Genomic DNA, 22,930 nt, shown 5'->3' on the forward strand with positions numbered 1-22,930 from the left:
AGAAAAACTTTGAAGTATAATAGTGGAGTTTCGAGAAAATATACAGGGAGGAGGACATGATGAATCATGAAATGTAAATTCTGCGGACATGAGATACCGGATGGTGTGTTGTATTGTGATGCATGTGGGAATGAAGTCCGTATTGTTCCTGATTATAATCCTCTTGATGATATGTTAACCGAGCAGGTTCGGTTTTCGATAGATGAACAAAATGAAGGGAAAGAAGATCCGGATTATCTGGCATATGACCGTACCCGGGTGGATGTCCGAAGTAATACGGGTGGACGTACCAGCGGAAGATCTGGCGCAACCGGTAGAATAACAGGAGTATCTGCCCGCACGACAAGACGAACGATGAATACGCGTGTGACGGGCGATACATCTATCCGGGCAACCGGTAAAACTACGGTGCTTCGCCAGACCGGAAGAACAGGAAATACAGGCAGAACCGGACGTACCGGTCAGATCGCAGACCGTACCGGAGGCGGTAAAAGGTCTGTGAGTCGTAAGAAGAAAGAACAGAAGATGGCAAGACTTAGGAGAAAGCGCCGGATTGTCATTCTTGTTCTTATTCTTTGTATTGCTGCGATCGCTGGTATCAGTTATGCACTTTATATCAATTCCTATACGGGAATTGTAAGAAGTGGTAATAATGCACTTAAGAATCAGGAATATTCAAAAGCGGAAAGTTATTTTAAAAGAGCGATCAAAAAGAATAAGCAACGGCCGGAGGCTTATAGCGGTCTTGCAAAGACATATCTCGGTCAGGATGAAGATGACAAGGCAGAGAATGTATTCCTGGACGCGATTGATACGCAGTCAGGAAATGCGGACCTTTATGATGCCTGTTTCCAGTTTTATCTGGATACAGACCAGACACTTAAGATTCCGGAACTTTTCGATGACGCTGATGATTCTGTACAGGAACAGTTGTCAGAATATGATATTGACAGACCAACATACAGTCTGGATGATAAAAAGACATATGATGATGTACAGCAGGTGACACTTACCGCCGGTAAAGGAATGACGATTTATTATACAACCGATGGAACGGATCCGACATTTGACAGCGACAAATACAAAGAACCGATTCAGCTTGAAGAAGGGGAAAATGACGTGCGTGCAATTGCTGTCAATAAAAAAGGGATACCGAGCAGCACTGCACAGAAGGTGTATAAGATTGTGTTCCCGATTGAGGAAGCACCGGCTATTTCACCGTCTACCGGACAGTACGAAAGTAGTCAGACGATTGAAATTAAAGTACCGGATGGATATACGGCATACTATACGATGAATGGAAAGACACCGACAACATCCTCAAAGAAATATACCGGGCCGATTAAGATGCCGGAGGGCGAGACATTGTTTAAGGCGATTCTTGTAAACAGTGACGGACGTTCAAGTGGTGTTACAACACGTAATTACGTGCTGGATCTCAGCAGCTCGAAGGGCAATTCAGATACCTCATCCAATATATCCGGAAGTAACAGCGATTCTTCGGATATATCTACGTCCGACAGTAATACTGACGGATTGGGAACAGATACAACAACCGGAAGCCGTTCCAACCGTGTAATCACCGGAAAGGGAGGAGCTTCTGAGTAGGATCGATGTCAGAATAAAGCAAAAAGATAATATAAGAAATGAGCAGGGACACATGGAAAGTGAAGCTTATCATGTGTCCTTTTTTTGTGTAATAGTTTCGTTTCTACTACGTAAAAACTCTCCGGAAGGACGCGCACTCACGTGAAATGGCAGAGTGTAAAAGCAACAGCGCTCATCGTAAGAAAATGCCTTGGCACATTCTATTTTGTTATGACGATATGAAAAAAGATTGTACGAAAATAAGTGCAAAAAGTTATTAAAAAACTATTGCGTTATTTTTTTAACAGATATATAATTGCGTTAAAGAATTAACAAAATAATATATCTTAAGAAAAGGAGATGCGAACAATGGCAAGATTTACATTACCAAGAGACGTATATCACGGCAAAGGATGTTTGGAAGAACTTAAGAATTTAAAAGGTAAAAAAGCGATCCTCGTAGTAGGCGGCGGTTCTATGAAGCGACAGGGATTTCTGGACAAGGCAGTCGGTTATTTGAAAGAAGCTGGTATGGAAGTCCAGTTGTTTGAAGGTGTAGAACCTGATCCATCTGTAGAAACTGTAATGAAAGGTGCAAAAGCAATGCAGGAGTTCGAACCGGACTGGATCGTTGCTATGGGTGGAGGATCACCAATCGATGCTGCAAAAGCAATGTGGGCATTTTATGAATATCCGGACATTACATTTGAAGATCTGATCACACCGTTCAGTTTCCCGGAATTAAGACAGAAAGCAAAATTTGCAGCGATTCCGTCTACATCGGGAACGGCAACAGAGGTTACGGCATTCTCCGTTATCACAGATTATGCAAAAGGAATCAAATACCCTCTGGCAGATTTCAATATCACACCAGATGTAGCAATCGTTGATTCAGAACTGGTAGAAGGACTTCCGGCAAAACAGGTTGCATATACAGGAATGGATGCACTGACACATGCGATTGAAGCTTATGTATCTACTCTGAACTGTGTATATACAGATCCACTTGCAATCCAGGCAATTGAAATGGTATTCGATTACCTGCCGGCATCTTACAACGGAAATATGGAAGCAAGAGCACAGATGCATGACGCACAGTGTCTCGCAGGAATGGCATTTTCCAATGCATTACTTGGAATTGTCCACTCTATGGCACATAAGACGGGTGCAGTCTTCTCAACCGGTCATATCACACATGGTCTTGCGAATGCAATGTATCTGCCATATGTAATCAAATACAATGCAAAAGATCCGATCGCAGCAAAACGTTATGCGGAGATCGCACGTAAAGTAGGACTTCCGGGAGCTTCAGAAAAGGCACTGATCAATAGTTTGTGTGAGAAGATCCAGGCATTCAATGTAAAACTTAACATTCCGGCAACATTAAAAGAGTTCGGAATCAAAGAAGATGAATTCAAAGAGAAGATTGCTACAATCGCTGAAAATGCTGTTGGTGATGCCTGTACAGGATCTAACCCAAGAGCCATCGATCCGGCAACAATGGAAAAGTTATTTACATGCATTTATTACGGAACAGAAGTTGACTTTTAATTCGGCATTTTTCCAATTACCATACATAAGGAAGGAAGCGGAACCTGACTCCGCTTCCTTCTTTTATCGCCGTCAGGGCAATATAAAAAATATAACATTTATGTGTCCGTCAGGCTGCATTTGATGAATGTTAAATGTTTATCTATAAGTATATAATTATAATAAATAGTCAAAAGAAGAGAATTACTGCAAAACAATTGTACAAAAACAGGATGTATTGCTTGCTATTTTTCTAAAAATATTTTATTATGATAAAAGGATTATATTCGAGGAGGAAGAAAGATGTACAAGATATTGAAAGCTGAGAAATTGGCTGCGAACATTTATCTTATGGATGTCGAAGCTCCACGTGTTGCACGTCACTGTGAACCGGGACAGTTCGTTATCGTTAAGATGGATGAAAAAGGGGAACGTATTCCACTTACAATTTGTGATTATGACAGAGAAGCCGGAACGATTACAATTGTATTCCAGCCGGTAGGAGCATCTACAACAAAGATGACAGAGATGAAAGCCGGAGATTATTTCCGCGATTTCACAGGACCGCTTGGATGTCCATCTGAATTTATTCATGAAGATCTGGAAGAACTGAAAAAGAAGAAAATCTTATTTGTCGGTGGTGGTGTCGGAGCCGCACCGGTATACCCACAGGTAAAATGGATGAAAGAGCATGGAATCGATGTGGATGTTATCATCGGCTCCAAGACAAAAGACCTCTTAATTCTGGAAGACCAGATGGAGGCAGCTGCAGGAAATTATTATCCATGTACAGATGATGGATCTTATGGTCATGCAGGTATGGTTACAACAAAGATCGAACAGCTTGTAGAAGAAGGCAACAAATACGATGTCTGTATCGCAATCGGACCAATGATCATGATGAAATTCGTATGCCTGCTTACAAAGAAACTGGAGATCCCGACAGTTGTAAGTATGAATCCGATCATGGTAGACGGAACCGGTATGTGTGGAGCCTGTCGTCTGATTGTAGGCGGAGAAGTAAAATTCGCATGCGTAGACGGACCGGAATTTGACGGACATCTCGTTGATTTTGACAACGCTATGAAGAGACAGCAGATGTATAAGACACAGGAAGGTCGTGCGATGTTAAAATTACAGGAAGGTGACACCCATCACGGTGGATGTGGCCAGTGCGGAGGTGAGAACTAATGGCAGATGTATTAAAAAGAGTGCCTGTCAGAGAACAGGATCCAAAAGTAAGAGCTACGAATTTCGAAGAAGTTTGTTATGGATATAATCAGGAAGAGGCAATGGAAGAAGCTACACGTTGCCTGAACTGTAAGAATGCAAGATGTATCCAGGGATGTCCAGTATCGATCAACATTCCGGGATTTATCTCAAAAGTAAAAGAAGGAGATATCGAAGGCGCATATAAAGTAATCGGTGAGTCTTCTGCACTTCCTGCAATCTGCGGACGTGTATGTCCACAGGAATCACAGTGTGAGTGCAAATGTATTCGTGGAATCAAAGGCGACGCCGTATCTATAGGTAAACTGGAAAGATTCGTTGCAGATTATGCACTGGAACATGATATTAAACCTGAAAAAGCTGAGAAGACCAATGGTCATAAAGTTGCAGTGATCGGTTCCGGTCCGTCCGGACTTACCTGCGCAGGAGATCTTGCCAAATTAGGATATGAAGTAACTGTATTTGAGGCACTTCACGAACTCGGGGGTGTGCTTGTATATGGTATTCCTGAATTCCGTCTTCCAAAGCAGAAAGTTGTTAAGAAAGAGATTGAGAAAGTAAAAGAACTCGGTGTTAAGTTCGAGACAAACGTTGTAATCGGTAAATCTACAACGATTGACCAGTTAATGGAAGAAGAGAACTTCGAAGCAGTATTTATCGGATCAGGAGCCGGACTTCCAATGTTTATGGGTATTCCGGGAGAAACTGCAAATGGCGTATTCTCTGCAAATGAATATCTGACAAGAAGTAACCTGATGAAAGCATTTGATGATTCTTATGATACACCGATCGCAGCAGGCAAGAAAGTTGCAGTTGTCGGTGGTGGTAACGTAGCTATGGATGCTGCGAGAACGGCACTTCGTCTTGGCGCAGAAGTACATGTTGTATATCGTCGAAGCGAAGCAGAGCTTCCGGCAAGAGCAGAAGAAGTTCACCATGCAAAAGAAGAAGGCATCATCTTTGATCTTCTTACCAATCCGAAAGAGATTCTCGTTGATGAGAACGGTTGGGTGAAAGGTATGAAAGTTGTGAAGATGGAACTTGGTGAGCCTGATGCATCCGGAAGAAGACGTCCAGTTGAGATTCCTGGATCTGAGTATGATATTGACCTGGATACAGTGATCATGTCTCTTGGCACTTCTCCGAACCCACTGATTGCTTCTACAACAAAAGGTCTGGAGACAAACAAGAGAAAATGCATCGTTGCCGAAGAAGACAACGGACAGACTTCCAAAGCATTTGTATTTGCCGGCGGAGATGCCGTTACAGGAGCTGCTACAGTTATCCTTGCTATGGGAGCCGGTAAAGCAGGAGCAAAAGGTATCCACGAAGCATTATCCAAATAGAACATATAAAAATCTTAAAGTTTTATACAGATATTAATCATTAAGATTATGAAGACGAAAAGACAAGGACAGGTAATTCTGTGCCTTGTCTTTTTTTCTGGGTGTGGTATAATTTTGAAATATGACGTGATGGAAACAGCAAGCAGAAAGGAGTATTTATGACTGTATTTTTAGGACTTATCATTCCTTTTATCGGAACAACTCTTGGCGCAGTTTGCGTATTTTTTGTGAAAAATGAATTAAAACCGTTGATCCAGAAATCGCTGCTCGGATTCGCAGCGGGAGTAATGGTTGCAGCCTCTGTGTGGTCTCTTCTGATACCTGCAATGGAGATGAGCGGGGCAATGGGCAGGCTTGCATTTCTTCCGGCTGCGGTTGGATTCATTATCGGAATCCTGTTTTTGCTGATTCTGGACCGGGCTATTCCACATCTGCACATCGGATGCGAGGAGGCAGAAGGCCCGGCATGCAGTCTGAAAAAATCAACGATGCTGATTCTTGCTGTAACGATTCATAATATTCCGGAAGGAATATCCAGCGGTGCCATATTTGCCGGCATCGTCAGCGGCAATACCAATATAACTCTGGCGGGAGCATTTGCTCTGTCTATTGGTATTGCAATCCAGAATCTTCCGGAGGGATTTATTGTCTCTCTGCCAATAAGAAGTGAAAATGGACGTGGAAAGGCATTTTTCTATGGTATGCTTTCTGGAATCGTTGAACCGATCGCGGGTGGGATTACTGTATTATTTGCTTCTTTTATTACACCGGGATTGCCGTATCTGCTTGCATTTGCGGCAGGGGCGATGATCTATGTTGTCGTTGAGGAATTGATTCCGGAGGCAGCGGAAGGTGAACACAGTAATATTGGAACCATCGGATTTGCAGCAGGATTCGTATTAATGATGATTCTGGATGTGGCACTGGGATAAAAGTGCTGTATATCAGAAAGTAACAATAAATAAAAGGACACGAACAGCTATGGGACAGAACCTTGAGGATATCCGCTTTGACGGAGAACTTTTTTTAGAAGACGTATTAGAAAAATTACATAAAAAGATGGATGAACTGAAAGAGGATCTGACTGCCGGGGAACAGGAGATCCGCCAGATGCATGACTATTACTGGGAAAATTATACCGAGATGGACCAGTATGGATATGAAGATTATGACAATCAGCAGGCACTTTTGCATCAGGTGAATGCAAATCAGGAAAAACTGCGCATGCAGCAGAGAATTGCAAGGCTCATGGATGCCCCTTTTTTTGGACGAGTGGATTTCATCTATGATGGAGAAGACGAATCGGAGCCATTTTATATTGGAATCGGAAATTTTGCGCCGGAAGCGGGTATGTGTCCGCTGATCTATGACTGGCGTGCGCCGGTCTGTGGACTTTTCTATGATTATGATGCCGGAGAAGCTTCCTATGAGGCGCCATCCGGTACGATCACAGGAAAAATTGCATCCAAATGGCAGTATAAGATCCGTAAGGGAAAAATGATCTATGCCTTTGAGAGCGATACGAAGATTGATGATGAGATTTTAAAACAGGAGCTTGGAAGCAACAGCGATGTACAGTTAAAGAATATTGTGCGCACGATCCAGAAGGAACAGAACGCAATCATCCGTAACCGCAAAGACCAGATCCTTGTGATCCAGGGTGTGGCAGGAAGTGGCAAGACATCGGTAGCGCTTCATCGTGTGGCATATCTTCTGTATCATGACAGAGAACATCTGAAAGCGTCAAATGTGCTGATCTTATCGCCGAACAGTGTGTTTTCGGATTATATTTCGCATATTCTGCCGGAACTTGGAGAAGAAAATATCCGCGAGATGAGCTTTGATCTTTTTGCATACAAAGAACTGCATAGTATTGTAAATGACTGTGAAGACCGCTATGACGAACTGGAACATCAGATGCAGTTCCCGGACGCAGCTGCAAAGAAGCAGTATGAATTGAAACAGTCACCGGAGATCATCGGAATGATGGAGGCATTTCTTGCACTTTTGGAAGAAGAGCTGGTTGATCTGAAAGAGATCTCTTATAAAGGATATACTAAGTCAGAGAGTGAAATTATCTCTCTCTTTTATTTCAAATTCCAGAATACACCGCTGCTTGCGAGAATGGATGCAGTCATGGATTATTTTAAAGATGAATTTGTGACCTTAAGAGGCAGGGAACTCTCCGAGGAAGAAGAGGAATATCTGAAAGAAAAGGCAGGGCAGATGTATATGGAACGTGATATTTATCATATTTATAACCGCTTTCTGGAGTTTGCAGGTTATGAAACATTACCAGATCTGCCATATGAAAAAAGGATCCTTTCTTATGAAGATGTCTATCCGATGTTATATTTAAAATACCGCCTGTGCGGAGCCACACAGCATAAAAATGTCAAACATCTTGTCATCGATGAGATGCAGGATTATTCTTATCTGCAGTACAGTATTCTTGCCATGTTATTCCCGTGCAGAATGACGATCCTCGGCGACCGCATGCAGACAATGGATGAAAAGCAACAGGATGTCACCCGGTTTCTTCCGAAGATTTTTGACCGGAAAGTAAGGAAACTGGAGATGAATAAAAGTTATCGTAATACTGTCGAGATCGCAGAGTATGCAAGAGCACTGAGCGGCGATCAGGAGCTGGAACTTCTGATGCGTCATGGACAGGGTGTTACAGAACAGACATTTGCTTCAAAAGAAGCGTTGCTGGATCAGGTTCTTATAGATGTAAATCTGGAAAAATACGAGACTGCTGCCATTTTAACACTGACAGAAGAAGATGCTTTAACCGTCTGTCAGATTTTGAAGGACAGGGGAGAAAATTATCATTATATTGATCGCAATACATCTGCGTTTGAAAAAGGACTTACCGTGACAACCTTTTATCTGGCAAAAGGGCTGGAATTTGACCAGGTATTCACTGCATTTTTCCATCGTGACAATCCACTTTACAAGCAGGCGGCTTATATCAGTGCAACAAGGGCGCTGCATGAACTTTTTGTCTGTCAGACACAAGGAGAATTAAAGAATCTATGAAAATAACTATAATAACCGTAGGGAAAATAAAAGAAAAATATCTAAAAGATGCAATTGCAGAATACAGCAAACGGCTCAGCCGTTACTGCAAACTGGAGATTCTGGAAGTTGCTGATGAGAAGACACCGGATGGTGCAAGTGAGATAGTAGAAGAGAATATCCGCGAAAAAGAAGGCGAGCGGACTTTAAAGCTGATCAAAGAGGATGCATATGTCATCACGCTGGAAATCAGCGGAAAGATGTTAACTTCTGAGGAACTGGCAGACCGGATCGAGACACTTGGAATCCAGGGGAAAAGCCACCTGGTATTCGTGATCGGCGGATCGATCGGACTTGGAAGGGAAGTTTTAAGGCGTTCCGACTATGCACTCAGTTTTTCGAAAATGACATTTCCGCATCAGCTTATGCGCGTCATTTTGCTGGAGCAGATTTACAGAAGTTATCGCATTATCAATGGAGAGCCGTATCATAAATAAGATGATATCAGATAAGGTGTGGTGAAAGTGCATAGTACGTAATTATCTGCAGACATCGCAACATCAACATTATATAGATTATATAGAACAGAAGGTTAGAACATGAACGAAGATAAAGAATTTTTAGGAACAGAACCAATTGGAAAATTATTATTAAGACTGGCGCTTCCAACCCTAGCGGCTCAGATTATCAATATGCTGTACAATATTGTAGACCGTATTTATATCGGGCATATCCCACATGTAGGTGCGGCGGCACTGACAGGAGTCGGTGTCTGCATGCCACTGATTATGATTGTGTCTGCATTTGCAGCACTGGTTGGATATGGAGGCTCGCCGAGAGCATCCATTTATCTCGGAAAGAAAGATGCTGAATCGGCAGAGAAGATTTTAGGAAACTGCTTTACAATGCAGATTCTTGTATCGCTGATACTGACAGCAGTTTTGCTTATCTGGAATCGGGATCTTCTGCTTGCATTCGGTGCCAGTGAAAATACAATTCCCTATGCGAACAGCTATATGAATCTTTATGCACTTGGAACGCTGTTTGTAGAACTGACACTTGGTATGAACGCATTTATTACGACACAGGGATTTGCTAAGACTGGAATGTATTCCGTTTTGATTGGTGCAGTTGCCAATATCATCCTGGATCCTGTGTTTATCTTTTTACTTGGTATGGGAGTGAGAGGAGCGGCGCTTGCTACAATACTTTCGCAGGCTCTTTCCTGCATCTGGGTCGTGAGTTTTCTGTGTGGGAAGAAGACATTTATCCGTATCCGGAAAGAGAATCTGAAACTGATACCAAAAGTAATTTTACCGTGTCTTGCACTTGGATCTGCAACTTTTATTATGCAGGCAAGTGAGAGCGTTATTTCGGTATGCTTCAATTCTTCGCTTCAGAAATACGGCGGAGATATGGCAGTTGGAGCTATGACAATCCTTACAAGTGTCATGCAGTTTGCAATGCTTCCACTTCAGGGATTCGGCCAGGGTGCACAGCCAATCATGAGTTACAATTACGGCGCAAAAAATGTAAAGCGTGTAAAAGCCGCCTTTTTATTACTGTTAAAGATCAGTATGATCTATGCAGTTATTTTATGGGGCTGCGTCATGTTCTTCCCACAGATTTTTGCCGGAATCTTCACAACAGATGCGGCACTGGTTGCATTTACGGCAAAAGCGCTCCGTGTATATCTTGCAGTGATGTTTCTGTTCGGTATCCAGATTTCCTGCCAGATGGCGTTTAATTCACTTGGAAGAGCTGTGGAATCCATTATCGTTGCAGTTGTACGTAAGTTCGTGCTTCTGATTCCGCTTATCTATATTATTCCGCAGATCTTCCGCGCGGATCAGACAACAGCGGTTTATATGGCAGAGCCGGTCGCAGATTTGATCGCAGTTACATTTACGGCAATTTTATTTTCTGTTCGATTCAAAAAGGCGCTTAGAGCAATCTAAGCGCCTTTTTGAATCGGATGCATAATCTGTCATTAGCAGATTATACGTTGCAGTATATTAAATTTCATTTGGAGAGTGTGCTCGGTTACGTCTGGCTCCGATGATATAGATAAGCGTCATCGGATAATCTAATATCAACCCGAAAAGGAAAATAATACAATCACCCGTTTCAATCGGGCTGTCAATACTCATAATGGCATTATAAATGTCATTTCCGGCTATGAATATGAGGAAAATAAGTCCAAGTGCAAGGATTTTATTTCCCTTTTCTGGTGTATTACAGCCATGTTCGGCATAATATCCCATAAAGAAAGCATAAGCTGCAAATATATTATAATAAATAATTTCCGTCGCAGAAAGACCACCAAATACAGCCACCAGTCCCATTGAGATTGGGAGAAGTCCATAAAGCTGAAAATAGATTCCGCTGATTCGCAATAATTTTCTGCCGCCAAGTGCCTGCATTCCGCCGATGGAATATACAAGATCTTCACAGAATTCCCGAATCGGTTTTCCGATAACCTCCATAAAATCTTCCCCTCGTTCCTGTGATTCTAATGCCATTCCAGTAATGTCCTCTTCAATCTGACGAATCTCTTCAGTAGAAAGAGGGAACGTACGGATATATCGTTTTGCTTTTCTCATAATTTTTTCATTTTCCTTTGTTAGTTTCATAATGATTCCTCCATATTTAAGATTTCATTTACTGATTTCTGCACCTGATTCCAACAGTTTATAAATCCATGCAGATAGGTAAGTCCTTCGTCGGTAATGGAATAGTATTTGCGCCTTGGTCCAAGAGGAGACGGACGCAGAGTTGAACTAATATAATTCTTCTTCTCCAATCTGACGAGAAGTGGATAAATCGTTCCTTCTTTAATATCCTCAAAACCATACTCTGTAAGGCTGGTTACAATCTGGTAGCCGTAAGTGGTTTCCCGAGACAGAATCTGTAAAATACAACCTTCCAGTGTCCCGCGCATAAGCTGTGACTTGTCATACATATTGTAATCACCATCCTTTTTTCAAATTCTTTATTTACTACCTTACAATACATAGTAGCTATTGACTATATTGTAACACATAGTAGTGAGATGTCAAGTGAAACATAAAAATGATTTACAGATAAGGAAAGCATATATTGCGTCTGGGAATAGTCCTTGTGAGAAAATGCGATCTGCTGTATGATGTGTATATAATAAAAATTAGAGAGGGCATAATAAAATGGAAATAAACAGGATAACTGAATTAACGGATTTTATAGAGCAGTCACCGACCGCTTTCCATGCGGTACAAAATTTGAAAACCATGCTGGATAAAGATGGATTCCAAGAATTAAAGGAAGCTGAAAAATGGCATCTGGAACCAGACGGAAAATACTATGTCACAAGAAATAATTCCAGCATTATTGCATTGAAAATAGGAAATGCTTTGGATGAATACAGCTTTCATGTGACGGCATCCCACAGCGATTCACCGACATTCAAATTAAAAGAAAATATCGAGATAAATGTCGCTGGAAAGTATACCGTGCTCAACACAGAAGGATACGGCGGTATGATCTGTTCTACATGGTTCGACAGACCGCTTTCAGTGGCAGGCCGTGTTATGGTAAAAGATGGAAACGGTATTGAAACAAAATTAGTGAAAATCAATCGTGATCTGCTTATGATTCCAAGTCTTGCCATTCATATGGACCGCAAAATAAACGATGGAAAATCCTACAACAAACAGATCGACATGCTTCCGGTTTTGTCCGGCAGTGTAAAAGAATCCGGCGAGATAAAAGTGATCATTGCAAAAGAACTGGATGTAGAAACAGAGGATATTTATGGAATGGATCTTTTCTTATATAACCGTATGAAAGCGGTACGCTGGGGAAGTGAAGAAGAGTTTATCGGTTGTCCGAGACTGGATGATTTAGAGTGTGCATTTACTTCTGCAAAAGCATTCCTGACAGCCGGTAATCAGAAAAATATCAATGTCTTTGCCTGCTTTGATAATGAAGAAGTCGGTTCCGGAACGAAACAAGGAGCCAAGTCTACCTTCCTTTTTGATGTATTGTGGCGCGCTAATCAAGCACTGGGATACAGCGAAGAAGATTTTTACCGTGCACTTGCAGGAAGCTTTCTGTTAAGCTGCGACAATGCACATGCTGTGCATCCGAATTACAGGCAGAAAACAGATACGACGAACTGTACTTATATGAACGAAGGAATTGTTGTGAAATCACATGCCGGTCAGAAATATACAAGTGATGCGGTCAGTGTTGCGGTATTTAAGATGATCTGTGAAAAAGCGGGTGTTCCGGTACAGTTTTTCGCAAACCGTTCGGATGAAGCAGGTGGCAGTACGCTTGGTAATCTTGCTATGGCTCAGGTGTCCATGAACACGGTTGATATCGGGCTGCCACAGCTTGGCATGCATTCCGCATATGAGACAGCCGGTGTCAAAGATGTGGATTCTATGATACGTGCCATACAGGAATTTTATCAGACGCACATAAAAGCAAACGCGGATGGGAATTACATTCTCAAAGAATAAAATCAGAAATAAATTTACAAAACATTGTGTGAAAGAGTTCGCTGAACGAAATAATAATAAAAGAAAATCTCTGGGAAAACAGGAGCAGTCACGCTCTTTATTTCCAGAGATTTTTATCTTACATGCTTTCTGTTATCTCTTTATTCATCCCATCCTTCATAAAAACGGATGTTCATGGAAATGTTGCGGACAATATCGCCTTCTTCCAAAGTCAGATCTTCCAGATCACTGACATATGGGATGAGTGGTTCGTCTTCGGATAATTCCAGTGTCAACCAGTCTTTTCCGGCATCGTTGATACTGTCGATGGCGTCATCCAGAGTCTCCCCTTCTCCGTAACAATATTCCAGGTCCGGGAAATAACCTTTGTAGCTGCCTTCTTCAGTCTGACGGAAGATGGCAGGATATATAAATTTCATAAAATAGTTCCTCCTTCATTCGGTAAATGCATATCTTGTACTATTATAGCATCCAGAAATCAGAATGCAAGGTCTAAGAGACTATACAGGCGGAATAAACTCATGTATAATGTTAGATGCCAGGGGCAAAAGCCTAAAACTACGATGTGCTTGCACATGAGTAGTTTTATGGCTTAATGCCCCGCCCCGATATGAGCATAAAAGTGGAGCGTAAGCTTCACGATATGCGAATATTGGGTAGAATTGTGGGAGTACGAAGTGCGAAACAATTCGTATGGAATCTGTATATAACAGATGTGAAATAAGAAAAGTATCGGAGGTTTTTATGTTTACAATCAGAGATGTTAAAGAGACAGACAGAGAAGTCCTTTTTGCGATGGAGAAGGAATTTTATGAAGGACCGGCGTGTGACCACACGGTTCCGGAAGAAAATTTTGAGGCAACACTTAAGGAATGCCTGCGCAGCCGACAGTATGCGAGAATGTTGATGCTGGAAGATGAAACCGGCGTTGTCGGATATTTTAATATGTCTCTTACTTGGAGCAACGAGGCGGGAGGACAGACAGTTCTCTTAGAAGAACTTTTCTTCAAACCGGAAGCGAGAGGCAAAGGTTATGGAACAAAAGTATTTGCATGGGTAGAAGAAGAATACCCGGATGCTAAGAGATACCGCCTGGAGGCAACACCGTGCAATGAAAAAGCAATCGCGTTATACAAAAGGCTTGGATATGAAGGACTTGATTATTATCAAATGATTAAGGAACGTTAAAATACAGCACATGCAAAATTTGCTATTGGCAGTTTTCTTCAGATGCTATGGCGACAAAGAATTGTAGTTAAGTAAAAAAGAAATGGGGAAGTATATGAAAAGACAAAAGAAAAAAAGATTGATACTGCGTATTTTCAGAAATCTGATCTGTATCGGATTGTTTGTTATTCTTGCAGCACTTCTTGGAAATGCATGGGTGATCGGAAGCACGAAAGGTCTGATCAAAAAGGAATCTGAAGTGAAATCTTCAAAAGCAGACTGTATCCTTGTACTTGGAGCAGGCGTACACAAGGACAATTCACCGTCGCTTATGTTACGGGACCGTCTGGAGACGGCATGCAGACTTTATGAAGAAGGAGCAGCATCCAAGATCATTATGAGTGGCGATCATGGCAGAAAAGACTATGACGAAGTACAGGTTATGAAAGATTATGCCATAGACAAAGGGATTCCGTCTTCAGATATTTTTATGGATCATGCCGGATTTTCCACTTATGAGAGTATGTATCGTGCAAAGGCGGTTTTTCAGGTAAAGAATATGATCGTTGTGTCACAGAAATATCATCTGTATCGTGCACTGTACAGTGGCAAGGGGCTTGGAATGAAGGTGACCGGAGTTCCGGCAAAGGAAACGCGCTATGCAGGACAGATGTACCGGGATCTGCGGGAACTTCTGGCAAGAGATAAAGACGTTGTATCGGTATTGCGCAAGACAAAACCGACATATCTTGGAGAAGCGATCCCGGTGAGCGGAGACGGGGATGCAACCAACGATCAGTAAAGTTTTTTGCGTGGATGTGAGCATATTGAAATAAAGATCTGCATAGATTACAATAACATCCATAAGAAGGCAGTCGGTGTGTATGGAGTTTGCAGAGATACCGAAAGATGTACTTCCGGGGCTGTCGGTTCTGACAGTAACCGGTAATGTGGAGCTTACGCTGGAGAACTACCGTGGGATTCTGGAATATACAGGCGAACTTGTCCGGGTGCAGGTAAAAGGCGGCCAGTTAAAAGTTACCGGAGAGCATCTGATGATCTCCTATTATACGAATGATGAGATGAAAATGACCGGATGGATCCGGGATATCGAATATCATTGCAGTGAATAAGGAGGTGTCGGAAAAGATGCTGATCCGTTTGTGGAGATATACCCGGGGATATTTAAGAATCCGTATTACAGGCTCCGGAACCGAGCGTTTTATTAATGGCTGTCGTCACAGGAACATCCGTCTCTGGAATCTGCAGGTGGTAAATGGCGCATATGAAGTAAATATGTTCGTATGCGATTTCAAAAAACTGAAAACGATTCTTCGAAAGACCGGTACGAAAGTCACGATCGTGAAGCGTATTGGTCTTCCTTTTTTTCTGCTCCGCTATCGCAGGAGAAAATTATTTTTTACGGGATGTGTACTGTGTTTTGCATTACTGGTCATGCTGACACGTTTTATCTGGGATATTGATCTGTCGGGAAATCAGATCTATACGAGAGAGCAGATTCTTCATTATTTGGAAAATAATAAGGTACATACCGGAATGGTGAAATCGAAAGTAAACTGCGGCAAGATTGCAGCAGATCTTAGAAGGAATTATAAAAATATCATATGGGTTTCAGCGAGCATTGACGGCAATCGGCTCTGTATCCGTGTCCGGGAAAATATGGATGCATACAGAAGTAAGACAAAGAAACTGACGGAAAATAGAAAAGAGAAAGCCGTGTCCCCTTATGATCTTGTCGCAGATACAGATGGTGTGATCACAGAAATTGTTCCAAGGGAAGGTATTCCCAGAATCCGGAAAGGAAAGAAGGTCAGAAAGGGACAGGTGCTTGTGTCCGGTCAGGTTCCGGTAAAGGATGACAGTCAGACAGTGATCGATTACCAGTATCACAGGGCAGATGCGGATATCAAAGCGGAAGTAAAGATTCCATATAAAGAGGTTTTAGCAAACAGTTATACGAAAAAAGTTTATGGAACAATAAAGAAGAAAGAAGACTATATAAGGATTGCAGACTGGCAGTTTCAGACCGGAGATATTTTCCCCGAAAAACAGACAGAACAGACGAAAAAACAGGAAATTTATATCACAAATCATCCACTCTGCCTTTTTGACCGCATCAAACTGCCGGTTTCTTATGGCACGAAAACAACAGTTTTTTACAGAATAAGTCAGAAAAATCATACAACAAAGGAAAAACAGCAGCTTTTAAGCCATACATTTTCACAATATTGCCGTGATTTGGAGAAAAAAGGGGTAGAAATTCTGGAGAATGATGTTAAAATATACACAGGGTCAGGAAACGCCAGTGCGAGAGGCACAATCACTGCAGTCAGGAGTATCGGTGTTTTGAGACCGTCGAAGATAAAAAAGATTCCGCGAAATTCAAAATCGCAACAAGGAGAGAATATAGATGGGCATGATGGAAACAGTCATTGAGATTCCGACCGAGCATGAGCAGAATGTGTTCGGTCAGTTCGATGTTTATGCGAAAAAAATTGAAAGATCTTTACATGTCACACTTATAGCAAGAGATGAACATGTAAAGATCATGGGTGAAGCTGCCCGCGTTGAGAAAGCGAAAAGCGTACTTGCGAATCTGGTAAAACTGTCCGAACGTGGTGGTGGTATCACAGAACAGCAGGTAGATTATACACTTTCACTTGCAATGGAAGACAGCGAAGACAGTGTATTGGAGATTGATAAAGATATTATCTGTCATACGATCCAGGGTAAGCCGATCAAGCCAAAGACGTTGGGACAGAAAAAATACGTCGATGCGATCCGTAAGCAGATGATTACCTTCGGTCTCGGACCAGCAGGAACTGGAAAGACCTACCTTGCAATGGCGATGGCGATCACGGCATTTAAAAATAATGAAGTAGGACGTATCATTCTTACAAGACCGGCAATTGAAGCAGGAGAAAAACTTGGATTTCTTCCTGGAGATCTGCAGAGCAAGATCGATCCTTATTTAAGGCCACTGTATGATGCACTGTATCAGATCATGGGGGCGGAGAGCTTTCTGAAAAATTCTGAAAAAGGTCTGATCGAGGTGGCGCCACTTGCTTACATGCGCGGTCGTACACTGGACAATGCATTTATTATTCTGGATGAAGCGCAGAATACAACTCCGGCACAGATGAAGATGTTCCTTACCCGTATCGGTTTTGGCTCCAAAGTCATTATCACCGGAGATGAGACGCAGAAAGACCTGCCGTCCGGTCAGATTTCCGGTCTGGATACAGCTGTAAAAGTTGTAAAAAACATTAATGATATCAGCATCTGCCGCTTGTCAAGCAAGGATGTTGTGCGTCATCCACTTGTACAGAAGATTGTAAAAGCTTATGAAGAATATGAAAATAAAGCAAATGCCGCCAAGGTACGCGGACGTGAAAAAAGGAGAAAATAATGACGGTTTACTTTGAAGAAGAGGGTGCCCTCACATTGCCTGTAAATGCAAAAGAGATTGCCGAAGAAGTCGTGGAAGGAGCACTGGATTATATCGGATGTCCTTATGAAGCGGAGGTGAATCTGCTTCTTACCATGAATGAACAAATCCATGAGATGAATCTTGAATTCCGAGAGATTGACAGACCGACGGATGTCCTGTCATTTCCGATGCTTGATTATGAAGAGGCAGGTAATTTTGATTTCCTTGAAGACTGTGAGGAAGCTTTTGATCCGGAAAGCGGAGAGCTTGTTCTTGGAGATATTGTCATATCAAAGGAAAAAGTTCTCGCACAGGCTGAAGAATACGGACATTCTCCCCGTAGAGAATATGCTTTTTTAATTGCACATTCTGTGTTACACTTATGTGGATATGACCATATGGAGGAAGAAGAACGCCTCGTTATGGAACAGAAGCAAAGAGAGATTTTAGAAAAATTAGAAATATTACGTTAAGATGGAGTAGAACATGTCGGAAAAACAACAAAGCGAAAAAAATCTGCTGATCCAGGGGACAATTCTGGCAGCCGCAGGAGTGATTACCAAGATCATCGGTGCGGTATACAGAGTTCCGCTGGTTGGTATTCTTGGTGATAAAGGCCTGGGATATTACGGTGTTGCGTTCCAGATTTATGCGATTGCGCTGACACTGACTTCGTACAGTCTCCCAGTTGCTGTTTCCAAACTGGTATCCGCCAGAGTTGCAGTCGGCGAATATAAAAATGCATATAAAGTATTCCGTGGTGCGCTTGCATTTGCAATCACAGTAGGAGGAACGGCAGCACTGATTATATTCTTCGGCGCGGGAGTCATTGCCAAAAATATTATGGCGATGAGCATGAGTGTCTATGCACTTCGCGTACTTGCACCCTGTATTCTGATTGTAGCGATTCTTGGTGTATTCCGTGGTTTCTTTCAGGGCAACGGCTCTATGATGCCGACGGCAATCTCGCAGATCTTAGAGCAGATCATCAATGCGGTTGTCAGCATCGGTGGCGCTTATGTCTTATTAAAAGCAGGACGTGCGGTTGGAAAGACAAGAGGTGATTCCTCTTACGGAGAAGCTTATGGTGCGGCCGGTGGTACATTAGGAACGGTTGCCGGTGCAGCGGCAGCACTTGTGCTTGTAGTCTTTATCTTTCTCGTTTACCAGAGAGTTGTAAAGAAAAAAATGAAAAAAGACAGAAGCAGGCATAAGGAAACTTATGAAGAGATATTCCGGGTTCTGCTTTTGACGATCGCACCGGTTATTTTAAGTGCGACGGTATATAATATCTGTGGTGTTATTGACAATGCAATGTTTGGCAAGATCATGGCAGCACAGGGGCACAAGGAGAGTGAATACGCAGCACTTCTTGGAATCATCAGTGGTAAGTACGATACGCTGATCAACGTTCCACTTGCCTTTTCCAGTGCGATCGCATCTGCGATGATGCCGAGTATTGTAGCGGCAGTTAAGAACAGAAGTCGCAAACAGTTACATAATAAGATTGAACTTTTCAGCCGTTTTACAATGGTTGTGGCACTTCCAAGTGCAGTGGGATTTATCGTGCTGGCAAAACCGCTTCTGGATCTTATTTTCTTTACAGAAGATAACCGGATTGCAGCCGTGACACTGCAGTTTGGAGCATTGTCAGTTATTTTCTACTGTTTGTCAACAATCACAAATGCGGCATTACAGGGCATGGATCGTATGATGACACCGGTATACAGTGCAGCGGCAGCACTTGTTGTACATATTATTTCATTGTTTATTATGATGGTTGTATTTAAGTGGGGCATTTATGCTGTTGTATTAAGTAAGATTGTATTCTCTGTTACTGCTTGTATTTTCAATGCACATGCCTTAAGAGAATATGCCGGCTTTGTACAGGAACGCAAGAAGACATTTATTATACCTGCGATCGCCTCTGTGATCATGGGTGTTGTGGCATTAGTTGTACACCTGTTCTTTGAGTTGTTCCTTGGAACACATATTGCTACAATTCTGGCACTTCTTGCGGCGGTAGCTGTTTATGGTACAGCAATCATCCTGCTTGGCGGTCTTACCGAAGCAGAAATGCGGCAGATGCCGATGGGAACAAAACTGGTTGCCGTTTGTAAAAAATGCCGTCTGTTTCCGTCTTAGGAGCGTATAAAAAAGATTTTACATGCCAATACTATACTAAAAAGGAGTTGTCCTTATTATGAATAAGTATGGTATTGGCTTTTTCACGACAGCAGTTCTGGCAGTGCTGATCCTGACATTTGCCTATCAGTTCAGTTTCCAGAAGGCAAGAGAACACGCACAGGAAGAAGCGGAAGTAAAAAGAGAGACGCAGACAGTTCCTGCGGATGCAAATAAAAAAGAAGGATATTATCTGATAGAGGAAGGCGGATTCCTGGTTGTATATGCCAGTGATCGTAAAACGGTATATGAATATACAGATATTGCTTATGATGATCTGCCGGAGAAGGTCCGCAATGAGATCCGCTATGGAAAATATATCCGTTCCCAGGCAGATCTGTACGGATTTCTGGAAAATTATTCCAGCTGAAACCATAGAAAATGAAAAGATTTAAATGAATACAGATAAATGACGGAAAGGACAAAAGAGAATGGACGAGAAGAAAATCGCAAGAATTAACGAATTATATCATAAATCAAAAGAAGGAACACTTACTGAAGAAGAGAGAAAGGAACAGCAGATCCTGCGCCGCGAATATATTGATTCTGTCCGGATGAACCTGCGCGGTCAGCTTAATAATATTTCTATCAAAGAACATGACGGAAGTGTTACAGATCTGGGAAAAAGACATGCAGAAAAATATGGAAACAAAAAAGGAAATTAGATCCTGCATTTTAAAACAGCGGAGAGCACAGTCCAAAGAGACATGTGAGAAATCAAGCATGGTGATCGCCGAAAAACTGCTTGCCCTGCCGGAATACCGGAAAGCGAAGAATATTTACGCATATATGGATTTTTCGGGGGAAGTAAAGACAGAAATGATACTGAAAGAATCTCTCCGACTTGGCAAGAATCTGTGGCTTCCGAGAGTGAACGGTAATATTATGGATTTCTTCCGGGTCAGATCGAAAGATGACTTCGAGATCGGAGCATACGGAATCCTGGAGCCAAAAGGCGAGAGTAAAGCCGGGAAAGAAGAAGCAAGAGATGGCTTCATGGTTGTGCCGGGTGTTGCTTTTGATGCAGACAGAAACCGCATCGGCTTCGGCGGTGGTTACTATGATAAATACCTGGAACTATATCCGGAGCTTTTTACGGCTGCGGTTGCATTCGGATTTCAGATTGTGGAAGGTGTGCCGACAGAGGCGAATGATATCCGTCCACAGAAATTGATCACAGAAGAAAGGATATATGAATAATGAATTTACCAAAAGATCCGATGCTGCTTTTAAGCGTCGTGAATACAAAACTGCGCGACCAGTATACATCTCTTGATGCGTTGTGTGAGGATATGCAGGCAGACAGAGAAAAGATGGAAACTAAATTACAGAACATTGATTACACTTACGACGAAAATACCAACCAATTTGTATAGAAGAAAGGAAACAATATGTCAGATCATATGAAATACAACATCGATCTTATGCAAACTCCACCAGAGGAAGATACTGCGAGACAGTATTATTACATAGAAAAAGCAAAAAAATATGTACAGAAAGAGGCTGAGGAAGCAGGACGTCCACTGACTGCATGTATTACTACTTTTGGATGTCAGATGAACGCAAGAGATTCTGAAAAATTAAGGGGAATCTTACTGGATATCGGATATATGGAAGCACCTGAAGACGAAGCAGATTTTGTAATCTTCAATACATGTACCGTGCGTGAAAATGCCAATACCCGTGTGTACGGAAGACTGGGACAGTTAAAGCCTCATAAGAAGAAAAATTCACATATGAAGATTGGACTCTGTGGCTGTATGATGCAGGAGCCGGAAGTTATTGAAAAATTAAAGAAGAGCTATTCATTTGTGGATCTTGTATTTGGAACGCACAATATTTACAAATTTGCAGAGCTTATATGCCAGCGCTATGAAAGCGGTAAGATGGTTGTCGATATTTGGAAAGATACCGATAAAATCGTAGAAGATCTTCCGAATAAGAGAAAATATTCATTCAAATCGGGAATCAATATTATGTTCGGTTGTAATAACTTCTGTAGCTACTGCATTGTACCATATGTAAGAGGCCGTGAGCGAAGCAGAAAGCCGGAAGATATTATCCGGGAGATTGAGCGCCTTGTTTCAGACGGTGTCACGGAAGTTATGCTTCTCGGACAGAATGTCAATTCCTATGGAAAGACACTGGATGAGCCGATAAGTTTTGCGCAGTTATTGCAGAAAATTCAAAAGATTGAAGGACTTAAACGTATCCGATTTATGACTTCCCATCCAAAGGATCTTTCTGATGAACTGATCGATGTAATGGCAACTTCAAAGAAAATCTGTAAGCATTTGCACCTTCCGGTACAGTCAGGAAGTACAGAAATCTTAAAGAAAATGAACCGTCATTATACGAAAGAATCTTATCTGGAACTGGTAGAAAAGCTGCGTGCGAAAGTGCCGGATATTTCTCTTACCACAGATATTATCGTCGGATTTCCGGGGGAGACAGAAGAAGATTTTGAAGAGACGCTAGACGTTGTAAGAAAAGTCCGCTATGACAGCGCATTTACATTTATTTATTCCAAACGTACCGGAACACCTGCCGCAAAAATGGAAAACCAGGTACCGGCAGATGTTGTGAAAAAGAGATTTGATCGCCTTCTTCATGAAGTTCAATCCATCGCAGCTGAAGTATGTGCGGTTCATGAAGGAACAACACAGGAAGTATTGATTGAGTCTGTCAGCGATCATGATTCGACTATGGTGACCGGACGTATGAGTAATAACCTGCTTGTACATTTAAAAGGAGAGGCTTCCATGATCGGAAGCTATGTCAATGCACACCTGACAGAATGTAAAGGATTCTATTATCTGGGAGAACTTGCAGAATAAAATCATTTGCAATATCTTCCACCTATAAAGAGATACAAAAACGCTCAAACTATCTGGTAAGAAGGATAGTGAGGG

At 42.0% G+C, this 22,930-nt stretch carries 24 protein-coding genes; 21 read left to right on the forward strand and 3 right to left on the reverse strand.

The window, feature by feature from the left end; translation table 11 throughout:
- The first annotated feature begins 66 nt into the window (after window positions 1-66).
- The 8 genes from DWY31_RS01370 to DWY31_RS01405 all read left to right on the forward strand — a co-directional run bounded on the left by DWY31_RS01370 (window position 67) and on the right by DWY31_RS01405 (window position 10,672).
- Entirely contained in the window at window positions 67-1,608 is a 1,542-nt protein-coding gene (locus DWY31_RS01370; protein ID WP_118519341.1) for a chitobiase/beta-hexosaminidase C-terminal domain-containing protein, read from the forward strand.
- A 348-nt stretch (window positions 1,609-1,956) separates the two neighbouring features.
- The gene (locus DWY31_RS01375) at window positions 1,957-3,138 is read left to right on the forward strand and encodes an iron-containing alcohol dehydrogenase (RefSeq protein ID WP_021861032.1); all 1,182 of its coding nucleotides are present in this window, start codon (window positions 1,957-1,959) and stop codon (window positions 3,136-3,138) included.
- A gap of 282 nt (window positions 3,139-3,420) precedes the next feature.
- Window positions 3,421-4,308, forward strand: a complete 888-nt coding sequence (locus tag DWY31_RS01380; protein WP_021861031.1) for a sulfide/dihydroorotate dehydrogenase-like FAD/NAD-binding protein — start codon at window positions 3,421-3,423, stop codon at window positions 4,306-4,308.
- On the forward strand, window positions 4,308-5,693 hold the full coding sequence (gene gltA, locus DWY31_RS01385; protein ID WP_118287888.1) for an NADPH-dependent glutamate synthase: 1,386 nt from the start codon (window positions 4,308-4,310) through the stop codon (window positions 5,691-5,693). The genes DWY31_RS01380 and gltA overlap by 1 nt, the downstream gene beginning before the upstream one ends.
- Before the next feature lie 158 nt (window positions 5,694-5,851).
- Window positions 5,852-6,625: a ZIP family metal transporter gene (locus DWY31_RS01390; RefSeq protein ID WP_118519342.1), complete on the forward strand. Its 774-nt coding sequence runs from the start codon at window positions 5,852-5,854 to the stop codon at window positions 6,623-6,625.
- Between the two features lie 49 nt (window positions 6,626-6,674).
- Window positions 6,675-8,735, forward strand: a complete 2,061-nt coding sequence (locus tag DWY31_RS01395; protein ID WP_118519429.1) for a HelD family protein — start codon at window positions 6,675-6,677, stop codon at window positions 8,733-8,735.
- Window positions 8,732-9,211, forward strand: a complete 480-nt coding sequence (gene rlmH, locus DWY31_RS01400) for a 23S rRNA (pseudouridine(1915)-N(3))-methyltransferase RlmH (RefSeq protein WP_118519343.1) — start codon at window positions 8,732-8,734, stop codon at window positions 9,209-9,211. Before DWY31_RS01395 ends, rlmH begins: the two co-directional genes overlap by 4 nt.
- Window positions 9,212-9,313: 102 nt before the next feature.
- Window positions 9,314-10,672: an MATE family efflux transporter gene (locus tag DWY31_RS01405; RefSeq protein ID WP_118519344.1), complete on the forward strand. Its 1,359-nt coding sequence runs from the start codon at window positions 9,314-9,316 to the stop codon at window positions 10,670-10,672.
- 57 nt (window positions 10,673-10,729) lie between these two features.
- Here the strand turns inward: DWY31_RS01405 and DWY31_RS01410 are convergent, their stop codons facing one another.
- Window positions 10,730-11,347 (reverse strand): hypothetical protein, encoded by a 618-nt coding sequence (locus DWY31_RS01410; protein ID WP_117537207.1) that lies wholly within the window; start codon window positions 11,345-11,347, stop codon window positions 10,730-10,732.
- Window positions 11,344-11,676, reverse strand: a complete 333-nt coding sequence (locus DWY31_RS01415; protein WP_021861024.1) for a PadR family transcriptional regulator — start codon at window positions 11,674-11,676, stop codon at window positions 11,344-11,346. Before DWY31_RS01415 ends, DWY31_RS01410 begins: the two co-directional genes overlap by 4 nt.
- 220 nt (window positions 11,677-11,896) lie before the next feature.
- On the opposite strand from DWY31_RS01415, the gene DWY31_RS01420 reads away from it, so the two are divergent.
- Window positions 11,897-13,216, forward strand: coding sequence for a M18 family aminopeptidase (locus DWY31_RS01420; protein WP_118519345.1), 1,320 nt, complete (start codon window positions 11,897-11,899; stop codon window positions 13,214-13,216).
- A 140-nt stretch (window positions 13,217-13,356) separates the two neighbouring features.
- Here the strand turns inward: DWY31_RS01420 and DWY31_RS01425 are convergent, their stop codons facing one another.
- Window positions 13,357-13,635, reverse strand: coding sequence for a type II toxin-antitoxin system HicB family antitoxin (locus DWY31_RS01425; RefSeq protein WP_021861022.1), 279 nt, complete (start codon window positions 13,633-13,635; stop codon window positions 13,357-13,359).
- 325 nt (window positions 13,636-13,960) lie between these two features.
- On the opposite strand from DWY31_RS01425, the gene DWY31_RS01430 reads away from it, so the two are divergent.
- The 12 genes from DWY31_RS01430 (at window position 13,961) to miaB (ending at window position 22,855) form a co-directional block, all read left to right on the forward strand.
- Entirely contained in the window at window positions 13,961-14,404 is a 444-nt protein-coding gene (locus DWY31_RS01430; protein ID WP_021861021.1) for a GNAT family N-acetyltransferase, read from the forward strand.
- A 94-nt stretch (window positions 14,405-14,498) separates the two neighbouring features.
- Window positions 14,499-15,185, forward strand: a complete 687-nt coding sequence (locus DWY31_RS01435; protein WP_118519346.1) for a SanA/YdcF family protein — start codon at window positions 14,499-14,501, stop codon at window positions 15,183-15,185.
- A gap of 82 nt (window positions 15,186-15,267) precedes the next feature.
- Window positions 15,268-15,516, forward strand: coding sequence for a YabP/YqfC family sporulation protein (locus DWY31_RS01440; protein ID WP_021861019.1), 249 nt, complete (start codon window positions 15,268-15,270; stop codon window positions 15,514-15,516).
- Window positions 15,517-15,532: 16 nt separating this feature from the next.
- On the forward strand, window positions 15,533-16,840 hold the full coding sequence (locus DWY31_RS01445; RefSeq protein ID WP_118519347.1) for a sporulation protein YqfD: 1,308 nt from the start codon (window positions 15,533-15,535) through the stop codon (window positions 16,838-16,840).
- Complete coding sequence (locus DWY31_RS01450; protein ID WP_021861017.1) at window positions 16,815-17,813, forward strand: PhoH family protein; 999 nt, start codon at window positions 16,815-16,817, stop codon at window positions 17,811-17,813. The genes DWY31_RS01445 and DWY31_RS01450 overlap by 26 nt, the downstream gene beginning before the upstream one ends.
- The gene (gene ybeY, locus DWY31_RS01455) at window positions 17,813-18,307 is read left to right on the forward strand and encodes an rRNA maturation RNase YbeY (RefSeq protein WP_118519348.1); all 495 of its coding nucleotides are present in this window, start codon (window positions 17,813-17,815) and stop codon (window positions 18,305-18,307) included. The genes DWY31_RS01450 and ybeY overlap by 1 nt, the downstream gene beginning before the upstream one ends.
- A 13-nt stretch (window positions 18,308-18,320) precedes the next feature.
- On the forward strand, window positions 18,321-19,979 hold the full coding sequence (locus DWY31_RS01460) for a putative polysaccharide biosynthesis protein (RefSeq protein WP_021861015.1): 1,659 nt from the start codon (window positions 18,321-18,323) through the stop codon (window positions 19,977-19,979).
- 58 nt (window positions 19,980-20,037) lie between these two features.
- Window positions 20,038-20,388 carry a hypothetical protein gene (locus DWY31_RS01465; protein WP_207722375.1) on the forward strand — a complete coding sequence of 117 codons (351 nt, stop codon included), beginning with the start codon at window positions 20,038-20,040 and terminating at the stop codon, window positions 20,386-20,388.
- A 61-nt stretch (window positions 20,389-20,449) separates the two neighbouring features.
- Window positions 20,450-20,683 (forward strand): DUF896 domain-containing protein, encoded by a 234-nt coding sequence (locus DWY31_RS14090; RefSeq protein WP_021861013.1) that lies wholly within the window; start codon window positions 20,450-20,452, stop codon window positions 20,681-20,683.
- Window positions 20,661-21,218 (forward strand): 5-formyltetrahydrofolate cyclo-ligase, encoded by a 558-nt coding sequence (locus tag DWY31_RS01470; RefSeq protein WP_243060345.1) that lies wholly within the window; start codon window positions 20,661-20,663, stop codon window positions 21,216-21,218. The genes DWY31_RS14090 and DWY31_RS01470 overlap by 23 nt, the downstream gene beginning before the upstream one ends.
- Window positions 21,218-21,394: a DUF4250 domain-containing protein gene (locus DWY31_RS01475; RefSeq protein WP_021861011.1), complete on the forward strand. Its 177-nt coding sequence runs from the start codon at window positions 21,218-21,220 to the stop codon at window positions 21,392-21,394. The genes DWY31_RS01470 and DWY31_RS01475 overlap by 1 nt, the downstream gene beginning before the upstream one ends.
- A gap of 15 nt (window positions 21,395-21,409) precedes the next feature.
- On the forward strand, window positions 21,410-22,855 hold the full coding sequence (gene miaB, locus DWY31_RS01480; protein ID WP_118287882.1) for a tRNA (N6-isopentenyl adenosine(37)-C2)-methylthiotransferase MiaB: 1,446 nt from the start codon (window positions 21,410-21,412) through the stop codon (window positions 22,853-22,855).
- Window positions 22,856-22,930 lie beyond the last annotated feature (75 nt).

The organism is Dorea sp. AF24-7LB (assembly GCF_003478575.1).
In the GTDB taxonomy this organism is placed as follows: Bacteria; Bacillota; Clostridia; order Lachnospirales; family Lachnospiraceae; genus Dorea_D; species Dorea_D hominis.